The sequence below is a fragment of the Erythrobacter sp. 'gip.4 top 5' genome, from assembly GCF_056495765.1.
The window spans coordinates 1,893,420-1,919,623 of record NZ_CP200270.1; the positions used below are offsets into that span (position 1 = coordinate 1,893,420).

24 protein-coding genes, 2 tRNA genes, 1 other RNA gene and 2 pseudogenes are annotated in these 26,204 nt (G+C 59.4%); 19 read left to right on the top strand and 10 right to left on the bottom strand.

Going from position 1 to position 26,204, the window contains the following annotated elements:
* The first annotated feature begins 3 nt into the window (after positions 1 to 3).
* Complete coding sequence (locus ACRANW_RS09040) at positions 4 to 1,347, top strand: dihydrolipoamide acetyltransferase family protein (protein WP_479431478.1); 1,344 nt, start codon at positions 4 to 6, stop codon at positions 1,345 to 1,347.
* A gap of 116 nt (positions 1,348 to 1,463) precedes the next feature.
* A tRNA-Asp gene (locus ACRANW_RS09045) sits at positions 1,464 to 1,540 on the top strand.
* A 43-nt stretch (positions 1,541 to 1,583) separates the two neighbouring features.
* On the opposite strand, the gene ACRANW_RS09050 is transcribed toward ACRANW_RS09045, so the two are convergent.
* From ACRANW_RS09050 to ACRANW_RS09070, 5 genes are all read right to left on the bottom strand, one after another.
* Complete coding sequence (locus ACRANW_RS09050; RefSeq protein ID WP_479431479.1) at positions 1,584 to 1,835, bottom strand: DUF2842 domain-containing protein; 252 nt, start codon at positions 1,833 to 1,835, stop codon at positions 1,584 to 1,586.
* Complete coding sequence (locus ACRANW_RS09055) at positions 1,835 to 2,407, bottom strand: 5-formyltetrahydrofolate cyclo-ligase (protein WP_479431480.1); 573 nt, start codon at positions 2,405 to 2,407, stop codon at positions 1,835 to 1,837. The genes ACRANW_RS09050 and ACRANW_RS09055 overlap by 1 nt, the downstream gene beginning before the upstream one ends.
* A gap of 118 nt (positions 2,408 to 2,525) precedes the next feature.
* A non-coding RNA gene (gene ssrS, locus ACRANW_RS09060) (6S RNA) lies at positions 2,526 to 2,699 on the bottom strand.
* An 11-nt stretch (positions 2,700 to 2,710) separates the two neighbouring features.
* Positions 2,711 to 3,169 carry a cell division protein ZapA gene (locus ACRANW_RS09065; protein WP_479431481.1) on the bottom strand — a complete coding sequence of 153 codons (459 nt, stop codon included), beginning with the start codon at positions 3,167 to 3,169 and terminating at the stop codon, positions 2,711 to 2,713.
* Between the two features lie 23 nt (positions 3,170 to 3,192).
* Positions 3,193 to 3,408 carry a hypothetical protein gene (locus ACRANW_RS09070; RefSeq protein ID WP_479431482.1) on the bottom strand — a complete coding sequence of 72 codons (216 nt, stop codon included), beginning with the start codon at positions 3,406 to 3,408 and terminating at the stop codon, positions 3,193 to 3,195.
* Positions 3,409 to 3,700: 292 nt separating this feature from the next.
* On the opposite strand from ACRANW_RS09070, the gene tkt reads away from it, so the two are divergent.
* The 7 genes from tkt (at position 3,701) to thiE (ending at position 10,509) form a co-directional block, all read left to right on the top strand.
* Positions 3,701 to 5,647 (top strand): transketolase, encoded by a 1,947-nt coding sequence (tkt, locus tag ACRANW_RS09075; protein ID WP_479433908.1) that lies wholly within the window; start codon positions 3,701 to 3,703, stop codon positions 5,645 to 5,647.
* A 15-nt stretch (positions 5,648 to 5,662) separates the two neighbouring features.
* Positions 5,663 to 6,670 (top strand): type I glyceraldehyde-3-phosphate dehydrogenase, encoded by a 1,008-nt coding sequence (gene gap, locus ACRANW_RS09080; RefSeq protein ID WP_479431483.1) that lies wholly within the window; start codon positions 5,663 to 5,665, stop codon positions 6,668 to 6,670.
* Positions 6,671 to 6,695: 25 nt separating this feature from the next.
* Positions 6,696 to 7,901: a phosphoglycerate kinase gene (locus ACRANW_RS09085; protein ID WP_479431484.1), complete on the top strand. Its 1,206-nt coding sequence runs from the start codon at positions 6,696 to 6,698 to the stop codon at positions 7,899 to 7,901.
* Position 7,902: 1 nt separating this feature from the next.
* Positions 7,903 to 8,328, top strand: coding sequence for a nuclear transport factor 2 family protein (locus tag ACRANW_RS09090; protein WP_479431485.1), 426 nt, complete (start codon positions 7,903 to 7,905; stop codon positions 8,326 to 8,328).
* 2 nt (positions 8,329 to 8,330) lie between these two features.
* Positions 8,331 to 8,783 (top strand): PaaI family thioesterase, encoded by a 453-nt coding sequence (locus ACRANW_RS09095; RefSeq protein WP_479431486.1) that lies wholly within the window; start codon positions 8,331 to 8,333, stop codon positions 8,781 to 8,783.
* A 138-nt stretch (positions 8,784 to 8,921) separates the two neighbouring features.
* Entirely contained in the window at positions 8,922 to 9,806 is an 885-nt protein-coding gene (locus tag ACRANW_RS09100; protein WP_479431487.1) for a fructose bisphosphate aldolase, read from the top strand.
* A 61-nt stretch (positions 9,807 to 9,867) separates the two neighbouring features.
* The gene (gene thiE, locus ACRANW_RS09105) at positions 9,868 to 10,509 is read left to right on the top strand and encodes a thiamine phosphate synthase (protein WP_479431488.1); all 642 of its coding nucleotides are present in this window, start codon (positions 9,868 to 9,870) and stop codon (positions 10,507 to 10,509) included.
* Positions 10,510 to 10,623: 114 nt separating this feature from the next.
* Here thiE and ACRANW_RS09110 read toward each other — a convergent pair whose 3' ends face one another.
* Entirely contained in the window at positions 10,624 to 11,271 is a 648-nt protein-coding gene (locus tag ACRANW_RS09110; RefSeq protein ID WP_479431489.1) for an immunity protein Imm33 domain-containing protein, read from the bottom strand.
* A gap of 125 nt (positions 11,272 to 11,396) precedes the next feature.
* Positions 11,397 to 11,810 carry an elongation factor P gene (locus ACRANW_RS09115; protein ID WP_479431490.1) on the bottom strand — a complete coding sequence of 138 codons (414 nt, stop codon included), beginning with the start codon at positions 11,808 to 11,810 and terminating at the stop codon, positions 11,397 to 11,399.
* Positions 11,811 to 12,014: 204 nt separating this feature from the next.
* On the opposite strand from ACRANW_RS09115, the gene efp reads away from it, so the two are divergent.
* The 7 genes and pseudogenes from efp (at position 12,015) to ACRANW_RS09150 (ending at position 20,006) form a co-directional block, all read left to right on the top strand.
* Entirely contained in the window at positions 12,015 to 12,578 is a 564-nt protein-coding gene (efp, locus tag ACRANW_RS09120) for an elongation factor P (protein ID WP_479431491.1), read from the top strand.
* A 9-nt stretch (positions 12,579 to 12,587) separates the two neighbouring features.
* The gene (locus ACRANW_RS09125) at positions 12,588 to 13,406 is read left to right on the top strand and encodes an inositol monophosphatase family protein (RefSeq protein WP_479431492.1); all 819 of its coding nucleotides are present in this window, start codon (positions 12,588 to 12,590) and stop codon (positions 13,404 to 13,406) included.
* A gap of 339 nt (positions 13,407 to 13,745) precedes the next feature.
* Complete coding sequence (locus tag ACRANW_RS09130) at positions 13,746 to 15,044, top strand: site-specific integrase (protein WP_479431493.1); 1,299 nt, start codon at positions 13,746 to 13,748, stop codon at positions 15,042 to 15,044.
* A 61-nt stretch (positions 15,045 to 15,105) separates the two neighbouring features.
* Positions 15,106 to 15,190: transfer RNA gene (locus ACRANW_RS09135), tRNA-Leu, on the top strand.
* 270 nt (positions 15,191 to 15,460) lie between these two features.
* Positions 15,461 to 16,609, top strand: a complete 1,149-nt coding sequence (locus tag ACRANW_RS09140) for a Fic family protein (RefSeq protein ID WP_479431494.1) — start codon at positions 15,461 to 15,463, stop codon at positions 16,607 to 16,609.
* 190 nt (positions 16,610 to 16,799) lie between these two features.
* Positions 16,800 to 17,141 (top strand): annotated as a pseudogene (locus ACRANW_RS09145) (phospholipase D-like domain-containing protein); the annotation flags it as partial.
* Between the two features lie 9 nt (positions 17,142 to 17,150).
* Positions 17,151 to 20,006, top strand: coding sequence for a DEAD/DEAH box helicase (locus ACRANW_RS09150; protein ID WP_479433909.1), 2,856 nt, complete (start codon positions 17,151 to 17,153; stop codon positions 20,004 to 20,006).
* Positions 20,007 to 20,101: 95 nt separating this feature from the next.
* Here ACRANW_RS09150 and ACRANW_RS09155 read toward each other — a convergent pair whose 3' ends face one another.
* Positions 20,102 to 20,524, bottom strand: a complete 423-nt coding sequence (locus tag ACRANW_RS09155) for a hypothetical protein (RefSeq protein ID WP_479431495.1) — start codon at positions 20,522 to 20,524, stop codon at positions 20,102 to 20,104.
* Here ACRANW_RS09155 and ACRANW_RS09160 point away from each other — a divergent pair.
* The 3 genes from ACRANW_RS09160 to ACRANW_RS09170 are packed head-to-tail and all read left to right on the top strand — an operon-like array spanning position 20,459 to position 24,423.
* Positions 20,459 to 23,290, top strand: coding sequence for an Eco57I restriction-modification methylase domain-containing protein (locus tag ACRANW_RS09160; RefSeq protein WP_479431496.1), 2,832 nt, complete (start codon positions 20,459 to 20,461; stop codon positions 23,288 to 23,290). The genes ACRANW_RS09155 and ACRANW_RS09160 overlap by 66 nt on opposite strands.
* Positions 23,291 to 23,302: 12 nt before the next feature.
* Positions 23,303 to 24,166 (top strand): phospholipase D family protein, encoded by an 864-nt coding sequence (locus ACRANW_RS09165; RefSeq protein WP_479431497.1) that lies wholly within the window; start codon positions 23,303 to 23,305, stop codon positions 24,164 to 24,166.
* Positions 24,167 to 24,210: 44 nt separating this feature from the next.
* Positions 24,211 to 24,423 (top strand): hypothetical protein, encoded by a 213-nt coding sequence (locus tag ACRANW_RS09170; protein WP_479431498.1) that lies wholly within the window; start codon positions 24,211 to 24,213, stop codon positions 24,421 to 24,423.
* 35 nt (positions 24,424 to 24,458) lie between these two features.
* Here the strand turns inward: ACRANW_RS09170 and ACRANW_RS09175 are convergent.
* A protein-coding gene (locus ACRANW_RS09175) for an IS3 family transposase (protein WP_479431339.1) occupies positions 24,459 to 25,825 on the bottom strand; the annotation gives its coding sequence in 2 pieces (ribosomal slippage) (positions 24,459 to 25,472 and positions 25,475 to 25,825; 1,365 coding nt in all).
* 77 nt (positions 25,826 to 25,902) lie between these two features.
* Positions 25,903 to 26,202: pseudogene (locus ACRANW_RS09180) on the bottom strand (arsenate reductase ArsC); the annotation flags it as partial.
* Positions 26,203 to 26,204: the final 2 nt, after the last annotated feature.

Consider the following 26,204-nt stretch of genomic DNA (forward strand, 5'->3'; position numbering starts at 1 on the left):
ACAATGGCCAAGTTCACATTCAATATGCCCGACGTGGGCGAAGGCGTTGCCGAGGCGGAAGTCGTCGAATGGCACGTGAAGGTCGGTGACCGGGTCGAGGAAGACCAGCATCTGGTCGACGTGATGACCGACAAGGCCACGATCGACATCGAAAGCCCGGTTGCCGGTACGGTGATTGCGGTTGCAGGCGAGGTGGGTGACACCATCGCCATCGGCGCGATGCTGTTGGTAATCGAGGTCGAAGGCGAGGGTGAAGCCTCGGAAGAAGACGCCGAAGCGGCTGCCGGGCAGATCGAGGACGACATGTCGGACGCCGATGGCGCCGATGGTGCGTCTGCGCCGACGCCGGAAACCGTGGCCGAACGCATTGAGGTTGAAAACCCTGACGCATCGGATGCGGATGACGCGCATGCGGCCGATCCTCACCCGCAGCCGATCCCCGCTCCAACTCCTGCACCCGAACCGAAACCCGGTGCGAAGGTGCTGGCCTCTCCCGCCGTGCGCCAGCGCGCGCGCGATTTGGGGGTTGATCTGGCGGAGGTAAAGGCAGCCGAAGATGGCCGCGTGCGTCATGGTGATCTCGACGCCTTCCTCGCTTACAACGCGGGAAGCGGTTTTGGCGCTGCAGGTAAAGCCCGCGAAGACGAAGCGATCAGAGTAATCGGCCTGCGCAAGCGCATTGCCCAGAACATGGCCGCCGCCAAGCGCAACATCCCGCACTTCACCTATGTGGAAGAATGCGATGTCACCGCGCTTGAAGAACTGCGCGCGCAATTGAACGCCGCGCGCGGCGACCGGCCCAAGCTGACCCTGTTGCCGCTGCTGATCACTGCGATCTGCAAGATGGTGCCCGATTTTCCGATGATCAACGCGCGCTATGATGACGAGGCCGGTGTGGTGACTCGCCACGGCGCGGTGCATCTGGGCATGGCGGCGCAGACCGATGCAGGGTTGATGGTGCCCGTGATCCGCGATGCGCAGAGCCGCAACCTGTGGCAGCTTGCCCGCGAAATCGGCCGTCTGGCCGAGGCCGCACGCACCGGCAAGGCAACGTCGGAAGAGCTTTCCGGCTCGACCTTGACGATCACGTCGCTTGGCCCCTTGGGTGGTGTTGCGACAACGCCGGTGATCAACCGGCCCGAGGTCGCGATCATCGGCCCCAACCGCATTATCGAGCGTCCGATGTTCATTTCCGACGGTGTGGGGGGCGAGCGAATCGCCAAGCGCAAGCTGATGAACATCTCGATTTCGTGCGATCACCGTGTGGTTGACGGCCATGATGCCGCGAGCTTTGTGCAAGGGATCAAGCGTCTGATCGAGACCCCGGCGTTGCTGTTGGTGGATTGAGGAAAAATATTGGGCCAGGGGGGTTTTGAGGGCGTTGACAGCCCGAAGCGACCGCCCTAATGGCGCTGCTCCACGAGCGGCACGGCAACGCCGGAACGCTCGAAAGGACAAGATGTGCGGGTGTAGCTCAGTTGGTTAGAGCGCCGGCCTGTCACGCCGGAGGTCGCGGGTTCAAGTCCCGTCACTCGCGCCACTTGTCCCTAGGAACGCCGTTACGGCACAGATCAAGGCGGGCTTTAGTCCGCCTTTTTCTTTGCCTGCAGCGCAGCCGCCGCGCTCCAGTGGCCGGTTTCCATCCAGATCAGAAAACGCTTCAACGGCAGCAGCCAGATCAGGCCGAGGACGACATAGACCACCGTCTGTGCGCCGCCCGACCAGTTTCCTATGATGCTGGGGGCATAGCGCGCGATCACTACGCCGTAGATTATCAGCAGGACGAACAGGCCGATGATGCCAAAAGGGATTCGCCAGGTCGGGGTTTCGCGCATCAGAGGCTTCCGTAAATCCGTGTGGGGGTGACAATGGCATCTAGCGCCACGTCGTGGGGTTCTGTCGGCAGGACGTCACAGGCTTGCCTGTCCCACGCCATCCCAATGGACAGCCTGGGCGGATGTTCCGCAAGCCAGCGGTCATAATGCCCGCCGCCCTGTCCAAGCCGCTCCAGCGCCGGGGTGAAACCGATCAGCGGCACGAACACGACATCGGGGATCACAGCGTCAGCCTTGGCCGAAGGTTGCAGCATTCCAAAAGGGCCGACCTCAAGATCACTTTCACCGTGGGGATCATCAAACTGGCGAAAGGTCATGGCCGCATCGCGCGCAGCAAAATGGGGGAGGGCGATAATGTGTCCCGCTTCATGGAAAAACCGTGCATAGGCGCCCGTCGGCGCCTCCCATGCCCCTGCGTGATAAAGGCCGATCACCGCATCTTTCGCGATGCGGGTAAGGACAGGCGCAGGGGGGCGATGAAACAGCAACCCGCGGATCTGATCGGGCAGGGCTTCGACATGCGTCTTGAGGGCAGCGCGCAATGTGGCGCGGAGTTCGGATTTTGTGGGCACGCGCTCTGCAACCTCAGTGTTAAAGCGGTGACCGGCCTACAGGGCCGCAAGCCCGACCGGGCGCCCGCAGCGATGCGGCCCGTAGGCCGCGTGAGCGAGGAACTTCAAGAAAAGGTGTGACGGAACCACCATGGGTCGTTTGCGCTAGAAATCCTCTGACGCGTTTTACGTCAGGTGGGCGCCATATGCCCAAGTTTTCCGGACGAACCAGCAAACAAGGGCAGGGACAGCTCCCATTTGGATTACTTATAGCCTCAGGGATGTTCAATCGGCTCGTGCCGGGCAGTCCCGCCACAGACATATCTAGGCGTTTGTGGCCCCGGCTTCAAGCGCCGCTGCACTGGCTTCGATACGGGCCGCCAGCGCTTCAAGCTGTTCGGCCAAAGCCGCGCCATCGGAGCACTCATCCACGGCCAGGTTTGACGTATCGGGCGTAATATTCGCGGCGTTCTTGCGTGCCGTTTCGAGATCGCTTTCAAGCTGGGCAATCGTTGCCCGCAGCACATTGGTTTCGTGCGTGTCTGCTTCCGACGAAGATGCATCCGTCGCGCGCACTGCCGATTTGCGCGCCTCTGCCAATTCATCGGCCAGGAACAGCGCCGCAAACAGAAGATTTTGCGCTTCCAACGGCGCGCGCGCCGCCCCAAGCAGCGCATATTTTTCGGCAATCATCGCGCCAAGACCCTCGATATGCGCTTCCTCGCCATCGGCGCAGGCGACGATATAAGTTTTGGGGCCGATGCCAAGCGTGACGTTGCTCATCGCGGGTCAGTGCTCATCGCGGGTCAGTCTTCCAGCTTGATAAGGATGTCATCAAGTTCGCGCAGGCTTTCCGCGACTTGTTCGCGCAACTTTTCGTGCACATTCACCAGCTCGACCACCCGTGCAGGGCCAGCGGCGGTCTTGCCTTCGATGCCGGCATCTGCATTGCGCGCCGCGTCAATGCGGGTGATCGCAGCTTCGATGCGGGCAAGCGCGGTGGCGATGCGGTCGGCGTTCATGGCCTTGAGCGATACCAACAGAATGCATGGCACGCAAAGGCTTGGGCAGGGCTGTTGATAAGTGGGCGGCGCCTTCGCGGGCGAGATAGAGCGACGCTTTGCGTGCGCATGGTTGACCTCCCCCTTGGGCTCGGCAATGGCACTGCCCACCGCGACCGGGGTCGAATCGCGCGCTTCTTGCGCGGCTCTCACCGGAAAACCGGATCGGCCAGCGCCCCGCACTTTGCGAGGAATGCCGCTGAAGCAGGAGAATTTCGTGCCGATTAGCCTGGATCCCGCCCGCCTTCAACCGATGGCAAATGCCATCCGCGCGCTTTCGATGGACGCGGTCGAAGCGGCCAATTCGGGGCACCCCGGCATGCCGATGGGCATGGCCGACGTGGCGACAGTGCTGTTTACCGGGCATCTCAAGTTCGATCCGGCGGCGCCGCACTGGGCTGATCGTGACCGCTTCGTGCTGAGCGCCGGTCATGGCTCAATGCTGATCTACAGCTTGTTATACCTCACCGGCTATGCCGCACCTACGATCGATGACATCCGCAACTTCCGCAAGCTTGGCAGCCCGTGCGCAGGCCACCCGGAAAACTTCATGCTCGAAGGCGTCGAGTGCACCACCGGCCCCTTGGGTCAGGGGCTTGCGATGGCGGTCGGTATGGCGATGGCCGAACGGCACCTTAATGCGATCTACGGCGACGATCTGGTCGATCACCGCACCTGGGTGATCGCAGGCGATGGCTGCTTGATGGAAGGCGTCAACCACGAGGCGATTGGCCTTGCCGGACACCTCGGTCTCGGGCGGATGAACGTGTTGTGGGATGACAATCGCATAACCATCGATGGTGCGACCAACCTCTCAACCTCCGAAGACATCAAGGCGCGCTACGTCGCAACCGGTTGGCACGTGACCGAATGTGATGGCCATGATTTTGTGGATATCGAACGGGCGTTGCAGGAAGCCAAGGCCGATCCGCGCCCCTCGCTGGTCGCCTGCCGCACCATCATCGGCAAGGGCGCGCCCAACAAGCAGGGCACCAGCGCCACGCACGGCGCGGCGCTGGGCGGGGCGGAAATCGCCGCAGCCCGCGAAACGCTGGGCTGGAGCGCCGAGCCTTTCGAGATCCCTCCCGAAATCGCCGCTGATTGGCACATGGCAGGAGAGCCAGGGCGCACCGCCCACGGCGCCTGGGCCGGACGGCTTGAAGCCAGCACACACAAGGCGGACTTTGAACGCCGCATGGCGGGCGACCTGCCCGAAGACTTCAGTCTGGAAACGCATATCAACGGTCTAATGGCCGCGCCGCAGAAGATTGCCACCCGCAAGGCGTCCGAAATCGCGCTAGGTGCGCTCAACCCGATGCTGGCCGACACCATCGGCGGTAGCGCCGACCTGACCGGATCGAACAACACGCTGGCGGGCGGCATCGGCCCCTTCAACCGTGACAATTATGCGGGCCGTTATGTCTATTACGGCATCCGTGAATTCGGCATGGCTGCGGCCATGAACGGCATGGCGCTGCACGGCGGCGTGATCCCCTATGGCGGCACCTTCCTGGTCTTCACCGATTATGCTCGCGGTGCCATCCGTCTTTCCGCCTTGCAGCACGACCGCGTGATCTATGTGATGACGCATGACAGCATCGGACTGGGCGAAGATGGGCCGACTCACCAGCCGGTCGAACATCTTGCCTCGCTTCGCGCCATGCCGAACCTGCTGGTGATGCGCCCCGCCGATGCTGTCGAAACCGCCGAGTGCTGGGACATTGCCCTGCGTCAGAACGACCGGCCGACTGTGCTGGCGCTCACCCGCCAGAACCTGCCGCAGCTGCGGTTGGAGCCGGGTGAGAACCTGTCGTCCAAGGGCGGCTATCGGATCAAGGCAGCCGGTGCGGCGCGCAAGGTGGTGTTCGTGGCGACCGGATCGGAAGTCGAACTCGCTTTTGCCTGTGCAGCGAAGCTCGAAGACAAAGGCATCGGGGCGGATGTGGTATCAATGGTCTGCACCGAACTGTTTGACGAACAACCGGACGCTTACCGCGCGGACCTGCTCCCGTCCGACGCTCTGATCGTTTCGATTGAGGCGGCGAGCACTTTTGGATGGCAGCGGTACACCGGCACCGGCGGCCTCACTATCGGCATCGACACCTTCGGCGCTTCGGCTCCGGCGAGCGATTTGTTTGCCCATTTCGGCTTTACCGTCGACAAAATCGTCCCGCAAATCCTGAACAAACTGAACAGCTAAACAGGAGCACTTCTTATGGCTACCAAAGTTGCCATCAACGGTTTTGGCCGTATCGGCCGGCTTGTTGCACGCGCAATTCTCGAACGCACCGATCACGATCTGGAACTGGTCGCGATCAATGATCTGGCCGATGCCAAATCAAACGCGCTGCTGTTTGCCTATGATTCGGTCCATGGCCGGTTCGACGGCGAAGTGACCGCCGATGGTGATGCGATCATCGTCAAGGGCAAGCGCATCGCCGTGACCAAGGAACGCGATCCCGGCAAACTGCCGCATGGCGACATGGGCGTGGACATCGTGCTGGAATGCACCGGCTTCTTCCAGTCTGACGAAGCGAGCCGTCCGCATCTGGCGGCCGGGGCCAAGCGTGTGCTGATCTCCGCGCCGGCCACGGGCGTCTCCAAAACCATCGTGTATGGCGTGAATCACGAAACGCTGACGGGCGAAGACATGATCGTTTCCAATGCGAGCTGCACGACGAACTGCCTCGCACCGGTTGCCAAGGTGCTGAACGACACCATCGGGATTGAACGTGGCTTCATGACCACGATTCACAGTTACACCAACGATCAGCGGATGCTTGACCAGATCCATTCCGATCTGCGCCGTGCCCGTGCAGGCGCGCAGAACATGATCCCAACCACCACTGGCGCTGCGCGTGCGGTGGGGCTGGTGTTGCCTGAATTGAAGGGCAAGCTCGATGGATCGTCGGTGCGTGTGCCCACGCCGAATGTGTCATTGATCGATCTGGTGTTCACCCCTTCGCGCGATACCACGGCGCAGGAAATCAACGCCGCGCTGAAGGCGGCGGCTGACGGGCCGATGAAGGGCGTGCTCGATTTCACCGATCAACCGTTGGTCTCCAGCGATTTCAATCACTACCCGGCGTCCTCTACTGTCGACAGTCTCGAAACCAGCGTGATGGACGGCAAGCTTGCCCGCGTGGTCAGCTGGTACGACAATGAATGGGGCTTCTCCAACCGCATGATCGACACCGCTGGAGTGATGGCGAAGTTCCTTTGATCCGATTTCACCAGCGGAGTTGACCGTGGCCACATTCAAAACCCTTGATGATCTGCCCGCCGATCTCACCGGCGAGGTGGCACTGGTGCGTGTCGATCTCAATCTGCCGATGAAAGATGGATCGGCAACCGATGTGACGCGGGTGGAGGCGGTGAAGCCGACGATCCTCGAACTCTCGGGGCGCGGAGCCAAGGTGCTGATGCTGGCGCATTTCGGGCGGCCGGGCGGACAGCGTTCGTCCATGCTGTCCACCAGCATGGTGGTGGGCGATGTTGAAGAGGTGCTGGGCAAGGAAGTGATGTTCATCCCTGAGATCACCGGGCCGGTGGTGGCGCAGGCGGTCGGCACCATCTTGCGCTCCGGGGACATAGGGTTGCTTGATAACACCCGGTTCTGGCCGGGCGAGGAAGCGAACGACCCCAATCTGGCGCAAGCGATTGCCGCGCATGGCACGCTTTACGTCAACGATGCCTTCAGCGCGGCGCACCGTGCCCATGCGACCACAGAAGGGTTGGCGCATTTCCTGCCCGCCTATGCCGGGCGCTCGATGGAAGCCGAGTTGAAAGCGCTGGATGCCGCTCTTGGCGCGCCGGAACAGCCAGTCGCGGCCGTTGTTGGCGGGGCCAAGGTTTCGACCAAGCTGGCCGTGCTCGAACATCTGGTGGGCAAGGTGCAGCATCTCATCATCGGCGGCGGCATGGCCAACACCTTCCTTGCCGCGCGCGGTGTCGATGTGGGCAAATCACTGTGCGAGCATGATCTGGCCGACACGGTGTCGCGGATCATGGATGAAGCCGACAAGGCAGGCTGCACCGTCCACCTGCCCTATGACGTCGTGGTGGCCAAGGAGTTCGCCGCCAATCCGGCGAGCTTGCGCACCTGCAACGTCCATGAGGTTGAGGCCGATGAAATGATCCTCGATCTCGGTCCGCAGGCGGTCGAAGCGCTTGCCGATGTGCTCAAAACTTGCCGGACGCTGGTATGGAACGGGCCGCTGGGCGCGTTCGAGACCGAGCCTTTCGATGCGGCGACAGTCGCCTTGGCGCGCACCGCGGCGGCATTGACCCTCGAAGGATCGCTCATCAGCGTAGCGGGCGGCGGCGACACGGTGGCGGCGCTGGCGCAGGCCGGTGCGTCCGATGATTTCAATTATATCTCAACCGCTGGTGGCGCGTTCCTCGAATGGATGGAAGGTCGCGAGCTACCGGGCGTGGCCGCTCTCGAAGCATAGCGTGGCGGAGGTTTCTGCGGAAATTGAGGCGCTCTCGCTCGGCATGATGCGCGCCTGGGTGGCGGGCGATGCCAAGGCGATGAAGAAGCTGATCGCCCGCGATTTCATGATGCTGGTTGGCAGCGTGCCACCACAATTGCTTGATCGGCCAAGCTTTCTTGCAGCGATGGAGCGCGGCTTCACCTGCACGCGCTTTACGTTCCGCGAAGTGATTGTGCGCCCTTACGGAAAAAGCGCATGGTTCGTGGCCGGCGCGGAACTCGAACTGGCGCTCGGTCCCAAAGTCTGGAGCGGCGGCTTTCTGGTGACCGACCTGTGGCGCAAAGGCGCGATCGGCGGATGGAAACTGGCCGAGTGCAGCCTTGGGCGGTTGGATCAAACGGATGGACTGGCAGCGTCACTCAGCCGCCTGCAATTGTGGAAGTAATCATGAGCGAGGCCGTCGAAACCAGTTACGGGCCGTTGAGCGTCATGCAGAGCGGTGAATTTGCCGGGTGGCGTTACTGGCAGGGCGATCCGTTCGAGTCCCGCTCCGGTCCGTTCTTTTACCGGCGCGAGGATGATGGCTCTTACACGAGCGCCTTCCGTGCCGAGGCGCGTCACATGAACGGCGGCGGCTTCATGCACGGCGGATGCCTGATGACCTTTGCTGATTTTGCGCTGTTCGCGATTGCGACCGATGTTCTGAATGGCGATCACGCGGTGACGATGAACCTTTCTGGGGATTTCCTGGGTTCGGTGGCCGATGGCGCACTGGTCGAGGCGCGGGGCGAGGTGACGCGGGGCGGCGGGAAGACGATTTTCGTTCGCGGGATCGTCACGGGCGATGGTCAACCGGCCCTGAGCTTTACCGGCATCATCCGGCGTCTTTCCAAACGCTGACAGCCTTGTGTCCGCCTTCGCGGTTGCAGCATTCGCAATGGCTGGCTAAAGGCTCGGGAAGGGGGATTTGCATACCTATGCATCGCTCCCCAAAGGGCCGCATCACGCACCGCTTTCGCGCCATTGGAGAACGCCGCAATGAACACCCGTGAAATGACTGATCGCATCGCCACGGGGCAGGGCTTCATTGCCGCGCTAGACCAGTCGGGCGGCTCCACGCCCAAGGCGCTGCGCGGTTACGGCGTGGACGACGGCGAGTGGTCGGGCGAAGACGAAATGTTTCAGGCGATCCACGCAATGCGCGCCCGCGTCATCACCTCGCCCTGCTTTGGCAGTGGCAAGGTGATCGGAGCGATCCTGTTCGAACGCACGATGGACGGCGAAGTGGACGGCCAGACCACCGCGAACGCCTTGAAGGCGCGCGGGATCGTGCCGTTCATCAAGGTGGACGAAGGCCTCGCCGATGAAGCGGACGGCGTGCAGTTGATGAAGCCGATAGTGAAGCTGGCCGCGCTGCTGGAAAAATCGGCCGCGCACGGCATGTTCGGCACCAAGATGCGTTCGGTCATCACGTCCGCCAACACCGCCGGTATCGCCGCCGTGGTCGCCCAGCAGTTCGCGGTAGCCCAGCAGATCATCGCCGCTGGCCTGATGCCGATCATCGAGCCGGAATACGACATCACCGCCGAAGACCGGGTGGAAGGCGAGGCGATGCTGCTCGCTGAAATCAACGCGCATCTTGATGCGCTGCCCGAAGGCCAGCAGGTGATGCTAAAGCTGTCGATCCCGGCTACGGCGGGCCTGTACACGCCGCTGACCCGGCATCCCAAAGTGCTGCGCGTCGTCGCGCTGTCCGGCGGCTTTTCGACCGACGATGCCTGCACTCGCCTGGCCCAGAACCCCGGCATGATCGCCAGCTTCAGCCGCGGGCTGCTTCAGGATTTGCGCAAGACCCAGTCGGATACGGAGTTCGACACGGTGCTGGGCAAGGCCATTGAACAGATCGCCAGCGCGAGCGTCTGAAGGCGGCCTTGCGCAGGTGAACAGGTGACAGCACCGCTCGGAAGGATTAGCGAGCGCGGCCATGATCCAAACACAGCTCTATCTCATTTCCCCACTCAAAGTGGATGGCGATTTTCCGCAACGGCTTGAACGGGCGCTGGTGGCGGGCAAGGGGCCCAAAAGCCAGCTTGTCACCGCGTTCCAGTTCCGGGTGAAGGGCATCGACAGCCACGAAGCCGCCGCCCTGGCAGAGCCGCTTCAGGCGATCTGCGCGGCGCATGATGTGGCGTTCATCGTCAATGATTCGGTGTCGCTTGCCAAGCGGTTGAAGGCGGACGGCGTGCATCTGGGCCAGAACGACGGCTCACCGCGGGACGCGCGCGAGGAATTGGGCCGCGAGGCGCAGATCGGCGTCACCTGCCACGCCAGCCGCCACATGGCGATGGACGCAGGCGAAGCGGGGGCGGATTACGTCGCCTTCGGCGCGTTCTACCCCTCCACCACCAAGGACAAGGCGCCGGACGCCGAGGTGCCCGATCTGGAATTGTTGCAGTGGTGGACGTCGATCTTTGAAATCCCCTGCGTCGCCATCGGCGGGATCACGCCGGACAATTGCAAGCCGCTGATCGAAGCCGGTGTGGATTTCCTCGCCGTGTCAGGCGCGGTGTGGAACGGCGATGAGGTTGCTGCGGTTGAAGCTTTTGCGAAAGCGATGCGGGAGTAGAGACCGGGGCTTCCCTAGGTGGCTTCGGCGCGCGGTTTGCCGGCTTTCGGGCGGTTTGCGTTCCGACACGAATGCCCGGAGTTGGGTGGATTGCTGAATGGCGGCTTATAGTCTTTAGTCGCCCAGAACGTATTCGTTAGTGCTGAAATCACGCACCAGAGAGGTGCCTACGGGCGAGTCGATCCATGCTATCCAGCTATCATCACAATTTAGCACGGCACCGATAGCAACATAGGCAGCTTCGCGCTCTTCGATCTCAACGTCAGTCGCTGATCCCATTCGACCGCGAATGCGCCAGCCACTGTCAGGATACTTATCGCCAATGGCGGCCATGTCTGGTTCTTCGCGATATAGGTATTCAACTGGCTCTAGTCCGTCCAGCACGCATTGATCGATGAGGCAGCGATCCCAGTATTGCCGATATTCGGCTGATGGCGGGGACGAATCCGGGTGTTTCCAGTTGATACTGATAATCTGGTGGCGCCAGAACACTACCTCATCGCCAGCCTTGAGAGGAGATGTTGGCTCATCAGGGTCATTGTCGAGAGAACCTCGAAGTGCCTCGTCATTGGCTTCGTCAACGATCACCCACATGCGTTCCGTCCCCCATTTTTCAATCTGATGGGGATAGTTGAATATCAGCATCACAATGTCGCCCTTGCTCACAGCGGCAATCTCAGCCGGTGACGGCAAAAAGTAGGTGTAGGGGGCTTCACGCGCTATCGGACGCGGATCACGAATATTGTAACCTATGGGTTCCATTCCAATGTTTTACCAATCGCGATCAATGGCGACAATGGGGTCGATTGCCGAACGGCGGCTTTTAAATTAGCAGCAGCTTTAGCGGACGCAGCGGGTCGGCCACGATCCCCGTCTGCACCAAAATTCTATCTGCTGGTGCCCACCCGCGTGCAGATCAGCTTGCTGAGGCTTCGGTCTGGGTTCAGTTTCTGAATGGTGTTCTCGCCGCGCACCCGGAAGCGTTGATCCTTTTTGGGGCCGCGCGTGAACACAAGTTCGGTGCCGCGCAGCAGGTAGATCCCGTTGCCGTCACGATTTTCGTAGCTTGAGGCCGTGCCGATCCGGAAGGCTTCTGCCGGAACCTCGACAAAGGCCTCGCCGCCGGCATCGCCCGGCAGCGCGCATTGCCACTCACCGTGCTGCAGAATACCGAGCGTGCCGCTAGTCGGGCTTCCTCGCGGGCGTGAGGCGTTGCGATCCTGCCCTTGCGCGCTGCCCGGCAGAAACGCCGCTGCCGCTGCGGCGCTGACAAATAGCAGAAATACGTAACGCGTCTTCATGATGGCGCGGCCTTTACCAGCCAGCACGCGAACTGGCCACGCCTTTCGGCTACGGTGGCATGGAAGTGCCCATTTGTGGCACATGTGCCTGCGCTTGCCCGGACCGGCGGGCTCGGCTATGGGCGCGCATCATTTCCGGGTCCGCGCCTCGCAGGCGCTGCGCCCGCTAATCCATTTATCGTCAAGCAGAAGGCCCACAGCCCCATGAAGATCAGCGGCGTCGATATCCGCCCCGGCAATATCATCGAATATGAAAAGGGCATCTGGAAGGTCGCCAAGATCCAGCACACCCAGCCGGGCAAGGGCGGGGCCTACATGCAGGTCGAAATGAAGAACCTGCAGGATGGCCGCAAGACCAATGTGCGCTTCCGCAGCGCCGATACGATCGAGCGCGTACGGCTCGACACCAAGGAACACCAGTTCCTCTATGCCGAGGGTGACGATCTCGTGTTCATGGACAACGACACCTACGAACAGATTTCGCTGCCCGGCGATCTGCTCGGCGATGCCCGCCCGTTCCTTCAGGACGGGATGCAGGTGAACCTGGAATTGTGGGACGAAAAGCCGATCTCTGTCGAACTGCCGTCGCAGATCGAAGCCGTGATCGTCGAAGCGGACGCGGTGGTGAAGGGGCAGACCGCCTCGTCAAGCTACAAGCCCGCGATCCTCGACAACGGCGTGCGCATCATGGTGCCGCCGCATATCGGCAGCGGCACGCGCATCATCGTCGATGTGTACGAGCAAGCCTATGTTGGCAAAGCGAACTGAGCGCGGATCATGGCAGCTATTTCCGGTCTGATCCGCGTCATGGAACGCGCCGCGCGTAAAGCGGGCGGGCGTTTGCGCCGCGACTTCGGTGAAATCGAACATTTGCAGGTCAGCCGCAAGGGCCCGGCCGATTTTGTCAGCAAGGCGGATATCCGCGCCGAGCGCATGCTCTATGACGAATTGCTCGCCGCCCGTCCGGGCTGGGGCTTCGTGATGGAAGAAGCGGGCGTGATCGAAGGCGATCCCGGTATGCCCCGCTGGATTGTCGATCCGCTCGATGGCACCACCAACTTCCTCCACGGGATCCCGCATTTTGCGATCAGCATCGCCGCGCAGGAACCCAAGCTTGATGGCAGCGGATGGGGCGATGTGGTCGCGGGCGTGGTTTACCAGCCGATCACCGACCAGACCTTCTGGGCCGAAAAGTCACGCGGCGCATGGTTGCAGGATGCGCGGCTGCGCGTCTCGGCCCGCTCACGCATGGCCGATGCCTTGGTGGCGACCGGCGTGCCGTTCTTTGGTCACGGCGATTTTGCCGAATGGAGCCGAATTTTTGGCGCGATCGGCCCTGAAGTGGCCGGGATCCGCAGGTTCGGTGCAGCCTCGCTTGATCTGGCCTATGTGGCGCAAGGGCGGTTTGACGGGTTCTGGGAAAGCGGTCTGAGCGACTGGGATACAGCGGCAGGCTGCCTGCTCGTCCGCGAGGCTGGCGGATTTGTCACCGATTTCCGGGGCCGGTCCGAACCGATCCATTCAGGGCAGGTCCTGGCGGCGAATGATGCGCTGCATTCCAAGCTGCACAAGCTTCTGGCGGGCGCACTGCGATAGGGATCAGGCGGGGCTGACGCGCTGTCAGACCCCGGTTTGGCGGGTCTAGCTTGTGGTTAGACCCCTGCTAGACCCCTGCTAGACCCCCTTTAGGCCAATGTTTCGCGTGAAACATTGCTACGGTTTGTGCATCAGCAGGCTTGATGCAGGCCGCACACCTCGCTAACAGCCTGCGCACCCGATCCGGCGCCCCTGTGGTGGAATTGGTAGACGCGCTCGACTCAAAATTGGGTTATACCTAAGAAAAGTAGGCAATTATCCAGCAAAACCAATGGTTTAGCTAAGGTCGAGACTCCGAAAAAGACTTACACAAGTCTTACACATTTTGGAGTTTTCGAAATGCCCGCTGAAAGCCATGTTTTGATGGATGGGGCGCTCCACGTTTACCGGCGTGAGGGCAGCCGTTTCTGGCAGTGCGCGACCTACCTTGGCAGCCGCAATCATCGGCAGACTACCAAGGAAACCAGCCTCGCCGCTGCCAAGGATTTTGCCCGCGACTGGTACATGGAGCGGTGCGTCGAAGATCGCCAACGCCGACGCGGTGGCGTCCGCTTGGCTGGCGCTCCCGCCCAGCCACAAAATGTCGAACCCGACTTGCCGATCGACCGGTCGGCCAGAACTGGGCGACCCCGCACGCCGACCGGCCCAACTTTCGAGGATGCCGCGACCGCCTTCGCCAATGAGTTCGAGGTCATCACCCTCGGCGAGCGCAACGCCGGATATGTGAAATCGAAGTCCGACATCATCCGGGTGCATCTCATGCCGTTCTTTGGCGAGACCGCGCTTGAGGACATCACCGCTGGCAAGGTGCAGGAGTATCGGTTGCACCGTCAGTCGTCGCGGATGGATGTGAAGACCGGCAAACCCAAGCGGCCCGCCCGAGCGACCCTGCACCACGAGATCGTGACGCTGCGCCAGATTTTGAAGACCGCCAATCGCAAGGGCTGGATTCCGGCGATCCCTGATATGTCCGCGCCCTACAAGACCTCCGGCAAGCTGGAGCATCGCGCCTGGTTCTCGCCCGAGGAATACCGGATGCTTTACGAGGCGACGCGCGAGCGGGCGAAAAACCCGCCCAAGCCGCGCTGGCGCGAAGTCTGTGAGACCTTCCACGATTATGTTCTGTTCATGGGGAACACCGGCCTGCGTCCGGATGAGGCGTCGCGGCTTGAGCTGCGCGACGTCAAGATCGTGGACGACGAATCGACGGGCGAGCGGATCCTGGAGATTGAAGTGCGCGGCAAGCGCGGCGTAGGCTATTGCAAGTCGATGCCGGGTGCGATCCTGCCGTTCGAGCGGGTTCGCAAGCGCAAACAGCTCAAACCGACCGACCGCGTGTTCGGCAAATCACCGCGCGAGTTGATGAACACTGTTCTAGACGAACTGAATCTGAAATTCGACCGCGATGGGCATATCCGCACCTGCTACAGTTTGCGGCATACCTATATCTGCCTTCGCTTGCTCGAAGGCGCAGACATTTATCAGGTCGCGAAGAACTGCCGAACAAGTGTTGAAATGATCGAAAAATACTACGGGCGTCATCTAAAGAACAATATTGACGCGTCTGCTGTCAATGTTCGGAAAGCCCGACCCGCACCAGTTGCCGCACGGAAGAAGGTTGTGAAACCAACGAAATAGGGTGAGTAGTTCGCTTTTGACATTGCACATTTTGATCGGCTCGCTATAGGCCTCTCGCAGCGCGGGCGTGGTGGAATTGGTAGACGCGCGGGATTCAAAATCCCGTTCCGCAAGGAGTGTGGGTTCGATTCCCACCGCCCGCACCATCCATGATAGCAGGCTCCGAAAAGTCCACCGCACGAGGGACAGGAGCCTGCATCAGCGGATCGCCTGGGGTCGCACGTCCCGCGCTCCGCTGCGCGAAATGACAATCGAACGAAATTGTCATGCTGGCACTTTGCAGCCCGTCCGGGCTGCGGCCATCGCCACAAATTGACCGAGCGAAGCGACAATATGCCTTTGGTGATTGATTGGCTATCGCTTTATCCATCATAATTGGCCTATATCGTGATCGATAGAAAGGTAGTCTATCGATCATGCGCTGGAATTGGCAACTTCCCGACTGGCCTGATTTCCGCTTCGACGCGGATCGCATCCGCGCGGCAGAAGAGCAATTTCTGAAAGGCTCCGGCGTTGTCGTCGGTGCGCTGCATCACCTTGACGCCGATGAGCGCGATGGCCTGACCATCGAACTTATATCGCAGGAGGTCGTCGATAGCTCCGCCATTGAGGGCGAAATCCTCGACCGCGCCAGTGTCCAGTCGTCGCTCGCAAGGCACCTCGGCTTTGCCGCCGACCAGCGCCGCGCAAGTGCAGCGGAGGCCGGGGCCGCCGAACTCATGGCCGATGTCTATCGCAACCATGCTGCGTCGCTCGACGATCAGACCCTGTTCTCGTGGCACGCGATGCTGATGAACGGACGTCGGGATATTGCAGATTTCGGGCGCTACCGGACGCATGAAGACGCGATGCAGATCGTTTCGGGCGCGCTCCACGCGCCGCGTGTCCATTTCGAGGCTCCGCCCTCGGATGTCATTCCGATAGAAATGTCCCGCTTCATCGCATGGTTCAACGACAGCGCGCCTTCGTCACCGAACCCGCTTCCGGCGATCACCCGCGCCGCCATCTCGCACTTGTGGTTCGAGAGCATCCACCCGTTTGAAGACGGTAATGGCCGGATCGGGCGCGCCATTGCGGAAAAGGCACTGGCGCAAAGCCTGTCCGCCCCGACGCTGACGGCACTCGCGGAAACGATCCACCGGCACCGCAAAGCCTATTACACCGCGCTTCAGCTTGGCAGCCAGAACAACGACATTGATGCCTGGCTGGCATGGTTTGCCGATATTGTCATTGAGGCGCAGGCACGGACGATTACTCGCATCCGTTTCCTGATCGACAAGACGCGGCTGCTCGATCGATTGCGGGGCGAGATCAACGAACGGCAGGAAAAGGCGTTGATCCGCATGTTTCGTGAAGGGCCGGATGGCTTCGATGGCGGTTTGAGCGCCGGAAACTACCGGACAATCACCGGAGCCAGCCTGGCGACCGCGACACGCGATCTTGCCGACCTAGTTGAAAAAGGAGCGCTGATCCGCACCGGCGAGCGTCGTTATGCGCGTTATCATCTCGCTTCTCCAATCCAGCCGCTGCTGTTAGGCAGGGAATCACCGCTAAATCCCGAGTAAGCAATCTATGCCGAGAATTTTTGACAACATCGACAATGCTTTATTGCCTGAACTGAGCAAAGTCTTGTCAGTCTCAGAGCGTGCTGACTTTTGTGTCGGTTACTTCAATTTGCGTGGTTGGAGCAAAATTGACGAACACATCGAAGGTTGGTCTGGTCAGGATGGTAATGCTTGTCGCCTTCTAGTCGGAATGCACAAGTCACCTGAAAAAGGTTTGCGGGAAAAACTGGCAACTGCGTTCCATGATGACGGAATAGACAATGCCCGTGCGCTCGAACTCAAAAAAGAACTGGCGGAGGAATTCAAGGCGCAGCTTGCGCTTGGCACGCCGACCAACAGCGACGAAGCCGGATTGCGGCGTCTGGCACGCCAAATCCGCGCGGGGAAAGTTGTCGTCAAACTGTTCCTTCGCCATCCACTTCACGCCAAACTGTATCTTTTGCACCGGCCCGACCCGATCAATCCCAAGGTTGGTTTCGTTGGCAGCAGCAATCTCACTTTTGCCGGCTTGGCCTTCCAGGGCGAGTTGAATGTCGATGTGATGGATCACGACGCTTGCGACAAGCTGGCAGCGTGGTTCGAAGATCGCTGGAACGATCGCTGGTGCATCGACATTTCCGAAGAACTTGCGACGATCATCGAAGAAAGCTGGGCGGGTGAAACGCTGGTTCAACCCTACTATGTGTATCTGAAAATCGCCTATCACCTCGCCCAAGAAGCGCGACTTGGGCAATCAGAGTTCAGGATACCGGCCATTTTTGGCGACAAGCTATTCGATTTCCAGACCAGCGCGGTCAAAGTTGCAGCACATCATCTCAACAAGCGCGGCGGCGTCGTAATTGGCGACGTGGTTGGCTTGGGCAAGTCGATCATGGCATCAGCGTTGTTGAAGATATTGGAAGATAGCGACGGCCGCAGCCTCATAATTTGCCCAAAGAACCTTGTCGAAATGTGGGACGATTACGTCGAAACTTACAATCTATCGGCCAAGATCGTTTCGCTTTCGCGGGTCGAGAGCGAATTGCCAGATCTTCGCCGCTACCGAACCGTCCTGATCGACGAAAGCCACAACCTGCGTAACCGCGAAGGTAAGCGCTACAAGGTCATCGAGGATTACATCCGTTCCAATGACAGCCAGTGCATCCTGCTTTCCGCCACACCCTATAACAAATCGTTCATCGACCTGTCCTCGCAGCTTCGGTTGTTCATCGAGGACGACCAGGACATAGGCGTTCGCCCCGAGGCGATGATTCGTGCCATCGGTGGCGAAACCGAATTTGTTCGCAAGCACCAATGCGCTGTGCGTTCGATTCCCGCCTTTGAAAAGAGCAACCAGACCGACGATTGGCGCGAGCTAATGCGCCTTTACATGATCCGCCGGACGCGCGGCTTCATCCTTCAGAATTACGCGCAGACTGATGACACCAATGGACGAAAGTTCATCACCTTCGCCGATGGCACCCGGTCTTATTTTCCTGTGCGCCAGCCAAAATCAGTCAAGTTTGAAATCAACGACACCGACCCTAACGATCCTTATGCCAAGGCCTATTCCGATGCCGTGGTATCGGCCGTCGATGGGCTGACCTTGCCGCGTTACGGGCTGGCCAATTATTTGAACCCCGACCCCTCGCATCCGCCAACGCCCGCCGAAAACACGATCATGGACGGGCTGGGCCGTGCCGGAATCCGGCTCATGGGATTCTGCAAAACAAATCTGTTCAAGCGGCTCGAAAGCGGTGGCCCTGCCTTCATTCAATCGCTGCAACGCCACATCATGCGCAATCTAGTTTATCTCCACGCGCTCGAAAATGATTTACCAGTGCCAATCGGAACGCAGGACGCCGAATTGCTCGACGTATCGGATGAAGACGCAGACTCCGAGGCGGCGGGAACGCTGTTCGCCAATGGCGAATACGGTGGCGACGATGCCGAAGCTGAGATCATAACCAGCGAAATCGAAAAGCAGCGGGAACAGGCCGCTCTGATTTATAGCGTTTACAGCAATGCCAAAAAACGCCGCTTCAAATGGCTCAAAGCAGCTCTATTCAAGCGCGCATTGCAGACCGACCTACAATCTGATGTCGATGCTCTTCGCGAAGTGCTCCGTATCTGCGGCCCTTGGGATGAGGCTCGCGACACCAAATTGAAGGCGTTGATCGATCTCGTTCGGGTCGATCATCCAAACGACAAACTACTGATCTTCACCCAATTTGCCGACACCGCACGCTACCTTGAGGCGGCACTGGTGCAAGCCGGGATCACTTCAATCTCCGCCGTCACCGGCCAATCGGAAAACCCCACGCGCCTTGCGTGGCGATTCAGCCCAAGGTCGAACAAGAAGGAGAAAGTCGCGCAGGCCGAGGGCGAGCTTCGCGTGCTTGTTGCTACCGATGTCCTTTCCGAAGGCCAGAACCTTCAGGATTGCGCCACTATCGTCAATTTCGATTTGCCGTGGGCGATCATCCGGCTGATTCAGCGCGCCGGCCGTGTTGACCGCATCGGGCAGCAGGCCGACACGATCAATTGCTATTCTTTCCTGCCCGCTGACGGCGTGGAGCGGATCATCCGCCTTCGCGCCCGCGTCCGGGCAAGGTTGAAGGAAAATCAGGAAGTCGTGGGTTCTGACGAGGCCTTCTTTGAGGATGACGACAAGGACAACCCGATCCAGGACCTTTACAGTGAAAAGTCTGGCATCCTTGATGGCGATGATGATGGCGAAGTTGATCTCGCCTCATACGCCTTCCAGATTTGGCAGAACGCCATCACCGCCGACCCCAAGCTCAAAAAGCTAGTCGAGGATTTGCCCGACGTTGTGTTCGCAACCAAGGCGACGCCTTCCGTCCCCGATGCCAAGGAAGGCGCGCTCGTTTATATCCGCACGCCCGACGACAACGATGCACTGGCATGGATGAGCCGCGAAGGCGAAATCCTCACCCAATCCCCTCTCGCCATTCTCCGCGCTGCCGAATGCGCGCCCGAAGAACCCGCGCTGGAACGCACCGCGTTCCACCACGACATCGTGCGCGCGGGCGTTGAACATCTGATGCAGGAAGAACGCACCACCCACGGTGCGCTCGGCCGCCCCTCAGGTGCGCGCTTCAAAACCTATGACCGCCTCAAGCGCTTCCTCGAAAATCTGGGCAACGAGCGCACATTGTTCGTCACTGATCATTTCGTCCGTAATGTCGAAAAGGCGATGGGCGATATATACGAATACCCACTGTTCCAATCGACCATCGACGCGCTCAATCGTCACCTGAAAACCGGGATCAACGACATAAAGCTGGCCGAAATGGTGATCGCCTTCCGTGAGGATGGGCGGCTGATCATGAAGCAGGACAAGGACGACGCGCAGAATGAAATGCGGATCATCTGTTCAATGGGATTGAAGGGCTGACTATGGCAATCGACAAGGCCCGTGCTGCCATCCACTTGAAGGCATTCGATTTCGCCAAATTGTTCATCGATGAACTGGGCTGGGATCGCCCCGGATCACGCCAGCCGGAAACCATCGAAGCCGGTGGCGTGCAGCATATGCTTACCCCGGTGGCCGACAAGCGCGGCGTCCGCATATTCCACTGCAACACCATTCCCGAGCGCTACACGCGCCAGCGGATTGAGCGCGAGATTACCAAGCGCGCTTATGAACATCTGATCATTTTCACCGACCCTGCGCAAACCAAGCAAATCTGGCAGTGGGTTGCCCGCGAAAAAGGCAAACCCGCCGCGTTCCGCGAACACACTTGGCTCGCCAGCAGCGCGCCCGACGCGCTGATCCAGAAGCTCGATCACATCGCCTTCGCGCTCAGCGAAGAGGAAGGGCTGACCCTCGCCGGAACCACGCTGCGGATGCGCGATGCGTTTGACCGCGAGAAGATCACCAAGCGGTTTTACGAAGCGTTCAAGCAGCAGCATGACCATTTCCTGGGCTTTATCGAAGGGCTAGCGAGCGCGACCGACCGGCAATGGTATGCCTCGCTCATGCTCAACCGGCTGATGTTCGTATATTTCATCCAGAAGAAGCGCTTCCTCGATAACGACATCGACTATCTGAAAAACCGCCTTGCCCAAGTCCGCGCGGCCAAGGGCGCGGACCAGTTCCACAGCTTTTACCGGGTCTTCCTGCTCAAGCTGTTCCACGGCGGGCTCGCGACGGCGGGGGACGCCCGCGATCCTGATACGGCAGCGATGCTGGGGCGTATCCCCTATCTCAACGGCGGGCTGTTTGAACCTCATGCGCTTGAGGCCGACGGCAACACTATGCAGATCGCCGATGCTGCGTTTGAAAGCGTGTTCAACTTCTTCGACCAATATGAATGGACGCTCGATACCCGCCCCATCGAGCAGGCCGATGGCAAGGAAATCAACCCCGACGTTCTCGGCCACATCTTTGAAAAATACATCAATCAGAAGCAGATGGGGGCTTACTACACCAAGGAAGATATTACCGATTACATCACCAAGAACACTGTTGTCCCCTGGCTGTTTCAGAATGCGGTCGGGCATGACAAGGTGGCGTTTGAGCCGGGCGGCTATGTCTGGCGGTTGCTGGCTGACAGCCCCGATACCTACATCTACAAATCGGTGCGCCACGGCACCGAAAACCCACTGCCCGACAATATCGCGGCAGGCATCGATGATGTTGCCAAGCGCACCGACTGGAACAAGACCGCCCCACGCGAATACGGCCTGCCCACCGAAACCTGGCGTGAGGTCGTGGCGCGGCGCGAACGCTACGCGGCCATCCGCGCCAAGGCAGCGGGCGGCGAGATCACCCGGATTGAAGATTTCATCACCCTCAATCTCGACATCCGTCAGTTTGCCCGTGACGTGATCCAATACGCCGAAAGCCCCGATCTCGTGCGGGCCTTTTGGAAAGGCATATCGGCGATAAAGATTTTGGACCCGGCCTGCGGATCGGGCGCGTTCCTGTTCGCGGCACTCAATATCCAGTATGACCTGTATGACGCCTGCCTTGAACGGATGGAGCAGTTCGTCGCCTCTGCCCCCGATAGCGGCGGCGGGCGCGGGCAGCTCTATTCCGATTTCCGCACTGTGCTGGCGCAGGTGGCGCAGCATCCAAACCGCGATTATTTCATCACCAAATCGATCATCATCGCCAATCTATATGGCGTCGATATTATGGATGAAGCGGTGGAGATTTGTAAGCTCCGCCTGTTCCTCAAACTTGCGTCACAGCTTGAAAGCGCCGACCAGATCGAGCCGTTGCCGGATATTGATTTCAATATCCGCGCTGGCAACACGCTGATCGGGTACACCTCCATTGCGGACGTGAAAAAGGCAACCGAGGCCACCGGCTTTGATTTCGATGACCGCGCCGGGAAGATCGAGGCGGCTGCACAAGACCTTGACCAGGCCTTCCGATTATTCCGCGAACAGCAAACGACGCTGCACGGCGGAATACAGGCCGATCACAAATCAGAACTGCGCAGCCGCTTAGGTGCGCTGGAAAGCCAGCTCGACCGCTTTCTGGCCAAGGATTATGGCGTCGATACCGGCGATGAACTAGCCGCGTCTGCCAAATTCCTGACGTGGAAATCCAGCCACAAGCCATTCCATTGGCTGATCGAGTTTTATGGGATTATCAAAAGCGGCGGGTTCGATGTGGTGGTCGGGAATCCGCCCTACGTCAAAGCGTCCGACGTTCGGGAGGATTACGCCATTCGTGGCTACGATACTGATCGATGTTCCGATATGTATGCCTGGATTATGGAACGTGCTGCCACGCTAACTTCCGCAAAAGGCCACTACGGCATGATCGTGCCTTTGAGTTTGACGTTTTCAGGGAATTTCCAATCCCTTCGAGATTACCTGCTTGATAAGTTCTCTGCAAACTGGTTCTCGTCATTTGCCCGCATTCCGGCAGCGCTTTTCAGCGCGGATGTGCGTGTTCGTAACACGATACACATCGGGCAAAAATCGGGCGGCTCCGGCCACTATACGACAATCACACATCGCTGGTTTGAAGAGGCGCGCCCGCATCTTGTCGAACGCATTGAATATGCCAAATTCGATGAAGCGGTTTGGGATGGTTTAATCCCTAAGCTGGGGAACCAACGGCTGTTGAATGCGCTTGAGCGTGCCAAGCAGAAATTTGATCCACTCGACGCCCAGATTGCGAACCAAGCCAACCGCAATCAGCTCCATTTCAAGAAATCGGCTTATAATTGGGTGTCATTCGCCCATGAACCAGCACCTGCATATGGTGCCAATGGGAAATTGCTTCCTACGACCGAGTCAGGCCAAACTTCGTTTGGCAGTAGCGAGTCAGCAACCCTTGCTCACACCCTTTTGAATGGAAAAATCGCGTTCATTTGGTGGGTAATCGTTGGGGATGATTTTCACGTTACCAAATCAAACTTCGAGACTATTCCATTCGTTTCCAACCTGCCTGCCGACGACAAGCAACGGCTTGTCGCTCTGTCGGCTGAGCTGAGTCAAAAAATGCTCGATAATACCGTTTTCAAGCTCAACGCCGGAAAGCGGATTGGCAATTACAATCTTGCGCTTTGCCGAGAGACAACAAACCAGTCAGACATGATTTGGACACGAAATATGGATCTGGCAGATTGCGTGTCAGATTTGGAACTCGCGTATTGCCAGATCGTGAAAACAAATTTTGATGAACAGGGCGACGACGAGACCCTGTTGGTTGAATAAGTAGGCGAAAAAATGAATCAGTTGATCGTAAATGGAGCGTGGAAAAAGATCACTGCGGCAGCGTCGAACGCGAAAATGCCTTCATTTGCGGCGGTCGCCTACTTTGGCAGCAAAGGTGATAAGCTTCTTCCGTTGAGGGAAGGTAGCAAGTTGGTAGTCGACGCCAGTTTAGGTGCCGTCACGACAGGTATCACCGATCCCAAAGCGCTTCGTCGGCTTCACAACGGTGGTGTAGAAGTGTTTTCGATGCCTTTGCTTCATGCCAAAGCGTTTGCGTTTGATTCCGTTGGGTTTGTTGGCTCCACCAATGCTTCTGCTAATTCTGCAAATCGGCTGATTGAGGCCAATGTCGCAGTTGCCGACTCCCAAACGCTGAAAGGCATTCGGAACTTTGTCAGGCGTCTGTCCACGGATTGCCTTGATGACGAAGCATTTGACTGGCTGGAAGCGCGCTACAAACCACCCAAGTTCGTAATTCCCAGCATTTCTAAGGAAACGCACACACGATTGCTCACGCAGATTATGCCATCGGATCAGCAGGGGTATTCTGGGCATCAGGTTCAGCCAACATCTGGCGCGTGGAGGGAGTTTTTCGGCGTCGGGCTTGATGATATTGAAATGCCGACCTTGCGACTGCGAAATTTGAAAAGTGGCGAAGTTTTTGATCGTAAGGTTGTCAGGCACGCCAAAGTCATAACCTTGGACATCCCCGAAGCTGTGCCAGGAGCGATATTAGAAGTCTGGTATGTTGGCTTGAATCGTTACGACTATCGCGTTGTCGGGCCAACCAACTCCAAGTTCAAAGCCCTAGACAAGGAACTGAGGACCACCAAAAACCCGTTGTGGGTGTCAGGGCGCTTATGGGTCGTGATTTAGGTCGCTCATTGGCTTTCTTTTGCTCACGCTCCTGCCCCGGCGATGTGATCCTGAAAACGCAGGATTGGGCCAACGCGCGCGGGCCGGAGGATGCGCCCGTCATCAGCGGCTTTCACACCCCCGTCGAGCGCGACGTGCTGCGCATCCTGCTGCGCGGCAACGCAGCCGTCACCCTCGTCCTCGCCCGCGCGGTTCAGGGCTATCGCTTGTCCCCCGCGTGTCCGTCGTCAGAACATTTGGCGCAATGTGCGGCGTAGATTAGCGGAGTGCGGGCCTCGTCTGGGGTTTGGTTTTAGGCGGCGAGCTTGCGGTGTTGCAAGCGCCGATGTTCGATGGTCTGTCGCTTGATCCTTTCGCGCTGTTTGATGATGGCCGGTGCCCTGCCGAAGTAGACGTCGGCGGGCGTCACGTTGCACAGCGCTTCATGGTAGCGCTGGTGGTTGTAGTGCTCGACGAACGTCTCGATCTGGGTCTCAAGGTCGCCGGGCAGGAAGTAGTTTTCCAGCAGGATGCGGTTTTTGAGGGTCTGGTGCCAGCGCTCGATCTTACCCTGGGTCTGCGGATGCATCGGAGCGCCGCGCACATGGCTCATCTTGTTGGCCTCGATGTATTCCGCCAGTTCGCCCGCGATGTAGCTGGGGCCGTTATCGCTGAGCAGTCTGGGCTTGTGCAGCACCGTTGCACTGTCGCATCCTGATGCGGCGAGCGCCATGTCCAGCGTGTCGGTCACATCCTCTGCCCGCATGTTGGTGCACAACTTCCAGGCGATGATGTAGCGCGAGAAGTCGTCGAGGACGGTCGATAGATACATCCAGCCCCACCCGATAATCTTGAAGTAGGTAAAATCGGTTTGCCACATCTCGTTCGGGCGGGTGGTCTTGGTGTGGAACTGATCGGCAGCCTTGATCACGACGTAGGCCGGGCTCGTGATCAGATCATGGGCCTTCAGCAGGCGGTAAACCGTGGCTTCGGACACAAAGTATTGGCGTTCATCGGTAAATCGCACGGCCAGCTCGCGCGGTGACAGCTCGGACTGCTCCAGCGCCATTTCGATGATCTGGTCCTGCACCTCGGGCGCGATGCGGTTCCACACCCGGCTCGGCGCTGACGGTCGATCCGCGAGCGCCTCCAGGCCACCATCGAGGTAGCGGTCATACCAGCGGTAGAACGTCCGACGGGCAATGCCGAGCTTATCCAGCGTCCGCTTGGCGGGCAGGTGCGACTGCTCGACGATCCTGATGATCTCCAGCTTTTCAGAAGCAGGATACCTCATTCGTCGTCGCCCCCATCCGCGATCATGCTTTTTTTAAGCAGGCGGTTCTCGAGCGTCAGGTCAGCTACGCATTCCTTCAAGGCGCGGGCTTCGCGGCGCAGATCCTGCACCTCGCCGGTGGTCGCGGCACGGGCGGTGTCGCCGGCCAACCGGCGCTTGCCGGCTTCCATGAACTCCTTCGACCAAGTGTAATACAGGCTCTGAGCGATGCCTTCCTTGCGGCACAGCTCGGCAATGCTGTCTTCGCCGCGCAGGCCGTCCAGCACGATGCGGATCTTGTCTTCGGCCGAGAAGTGTCGGCGGGTTGCACGCCGGATGTCCTTCACCACTCGCTCAGCAGGGGCCTTCTTGGGAGGGGATTTTTTCAAGGAGGATTGGGTCTTCATCTTCGTTCCTTCGTCACTACGACGAAGCCCCAACCCTCCTTAAATCACAACCTCAAATCTGTGCCATTGGTGCTGACGGGGGACAAGGGACAGCTTTCACCCGCCGCATTGTCGCAGACCGTGAAAATGAAGTCGATCTGCGGCGCACCGGGCGCGGCAAATTCGTCCCAGCTTTTGGAGCGGAGGCCATCGGTTGGAAAACCGAGGCTCCTAAGCACTTGGACGGCCATTGGATGCACAGACCCTTTGGGAAAGCTGCCCGCGCTAAACGCACGGAACCGGCCACTGCCATCCTTGTTGAGAATGGACTCGCCAAGGATGCTTCGCGCCGAGTTGCCGGTGCAAAGGAACAGGACGTTGTAGATGCGGTCGCTCATCT

Bases quoted from the DNA above. Each gene is read 5' to 3' on its own strand.
- ACRANW_RS09040 (WP_479431478.1), top strand. From the start codon at position 4: ATGGCCAAGTTCACATTCAATATGCCCGACGTGGGCGAAGGCGTTGCC.
- ACRANW_RS09050 (WP_479431479.1), bottom strand. From the start codon at position 1,835: ATGCGCGAAACCCCGACCTGGCGAATCCCTTTTGGCATCATCGGCCTG.
- ACRANW_RS09065 (WP_479431481.1), bottom strand. From the start codon at position 3,169: ATGAGCAACGTCACGCTTGGCATCGGCCCCAAAACTTATATCGTCGCC.
- ACRANW_RS09070 (WP_479431482.1), bottom strand. From the start codon at position 3,408: ATGAACGCCGACCGCATCGCCACCGCGCTTGCCCGCATCGAAGCTGCG.
- tkt (WP_479433908.1), top strand. From the start codon at position 3,701: ATGGCAAATGCCATCCGCGCGCTTTCGATGGACGCGGTCGAAGCGGCC.
- gap (WP_479431483.1), top strand. From the start codon at position 5,663: ATGGCTACCAAAGTTGCCATCAACGGTTTTGGCCGTATCGGCCGGCTT.
- ACRANW_RS09095 (WP_479431486.1), top strand. From the start codon at position 8,331: ATGAGCGAGGCCGTCGAAACCAGTTACGGGCCGTTGAGCGTCATGCAG.
- ACRANW_RS09100 (WP_479431487.1), top strand. From the start codon at position 8,922: ATGAACACCCGTGAAATGACTGATCGCATCGCCACGGGGCAGGGCTTC.
- thiE (WP_479431488.1), top strand. From the start codon at position 9,868: ATGATCCAAACACAGCTCTATCTCATTTCCCCACTCAAAGTGGATGGC.
- ACRANW_RS09110 (WP_479431489.1), bottom strand. From the start codon at position 11,271: ATGGAACCCATAGGTTACAATATTCGTGATCCGCGTCCGATAGCGCGT.
- ACRANW_RS09115 (WP_479431490.1), bottom strand. From the start codon at position 11,810: ATGAAGACGCGTTACGTATTTCTGCTATTTGTCAGCGCCGCAGCGGCA.
- efp (WP_479431491.1), top strand. From the start codon at position 12,015: ATGAAGATCAGCGGCGTCGATATCCGCCCCGGCAATATCATCGAATAT.
- ACRANW_RS09125 (WP_479431492.1), top strand. From the start codon at position 12,588: ATGGCAGCTATTTCCGGTCTGATCCGCGTCATGGAACGCGCCGCGCGT.
- ACRANW_RS09130 (WP_479431493.1), top strand. From the start codon at position 13,746: ATGCCCGCTGAAAGCCATGTTTTGATGGATGGGGCGCTCCACGTTTAC.
- ACRANW_RS09140 (WP_479431494.1), top strand. From the start codon at position 15,461: ATGCGCTGGAATTGGCAACTTCCCGACTGGCCTGATTTCCGCTTCGAC.
- ACRANW_RS09150 (WP_479433909.1), top strand. From the start codon at position 17,151: ATGGATCACGACGCTTGCGACAAGCTGGCAGCGTGGTTCGAAGATCGC.
- ACRANW_RS09160 (WP_479431496.1), top strand. From the start codon at position 20,459: ATGCGCGATGCGTTTGACCGCGAGAAGATCACCAAGCGGTTTTACGAA.
- ACRANW_RS09155 (WP_479431495.1), bottom strand. From the start codon at position 20,524: ATGCTGCTGCTTGAACGCTTCGTAAAACCGCTTGGTGATCTTCTCGCG.
- ACRANW_RS09165 (WP_479431497.1), top strand. From the start codon at position 23,303: ATGAATCAGTTGATCGTAAATGGAGCGTGGAAAAAGATCACTGCGGCA.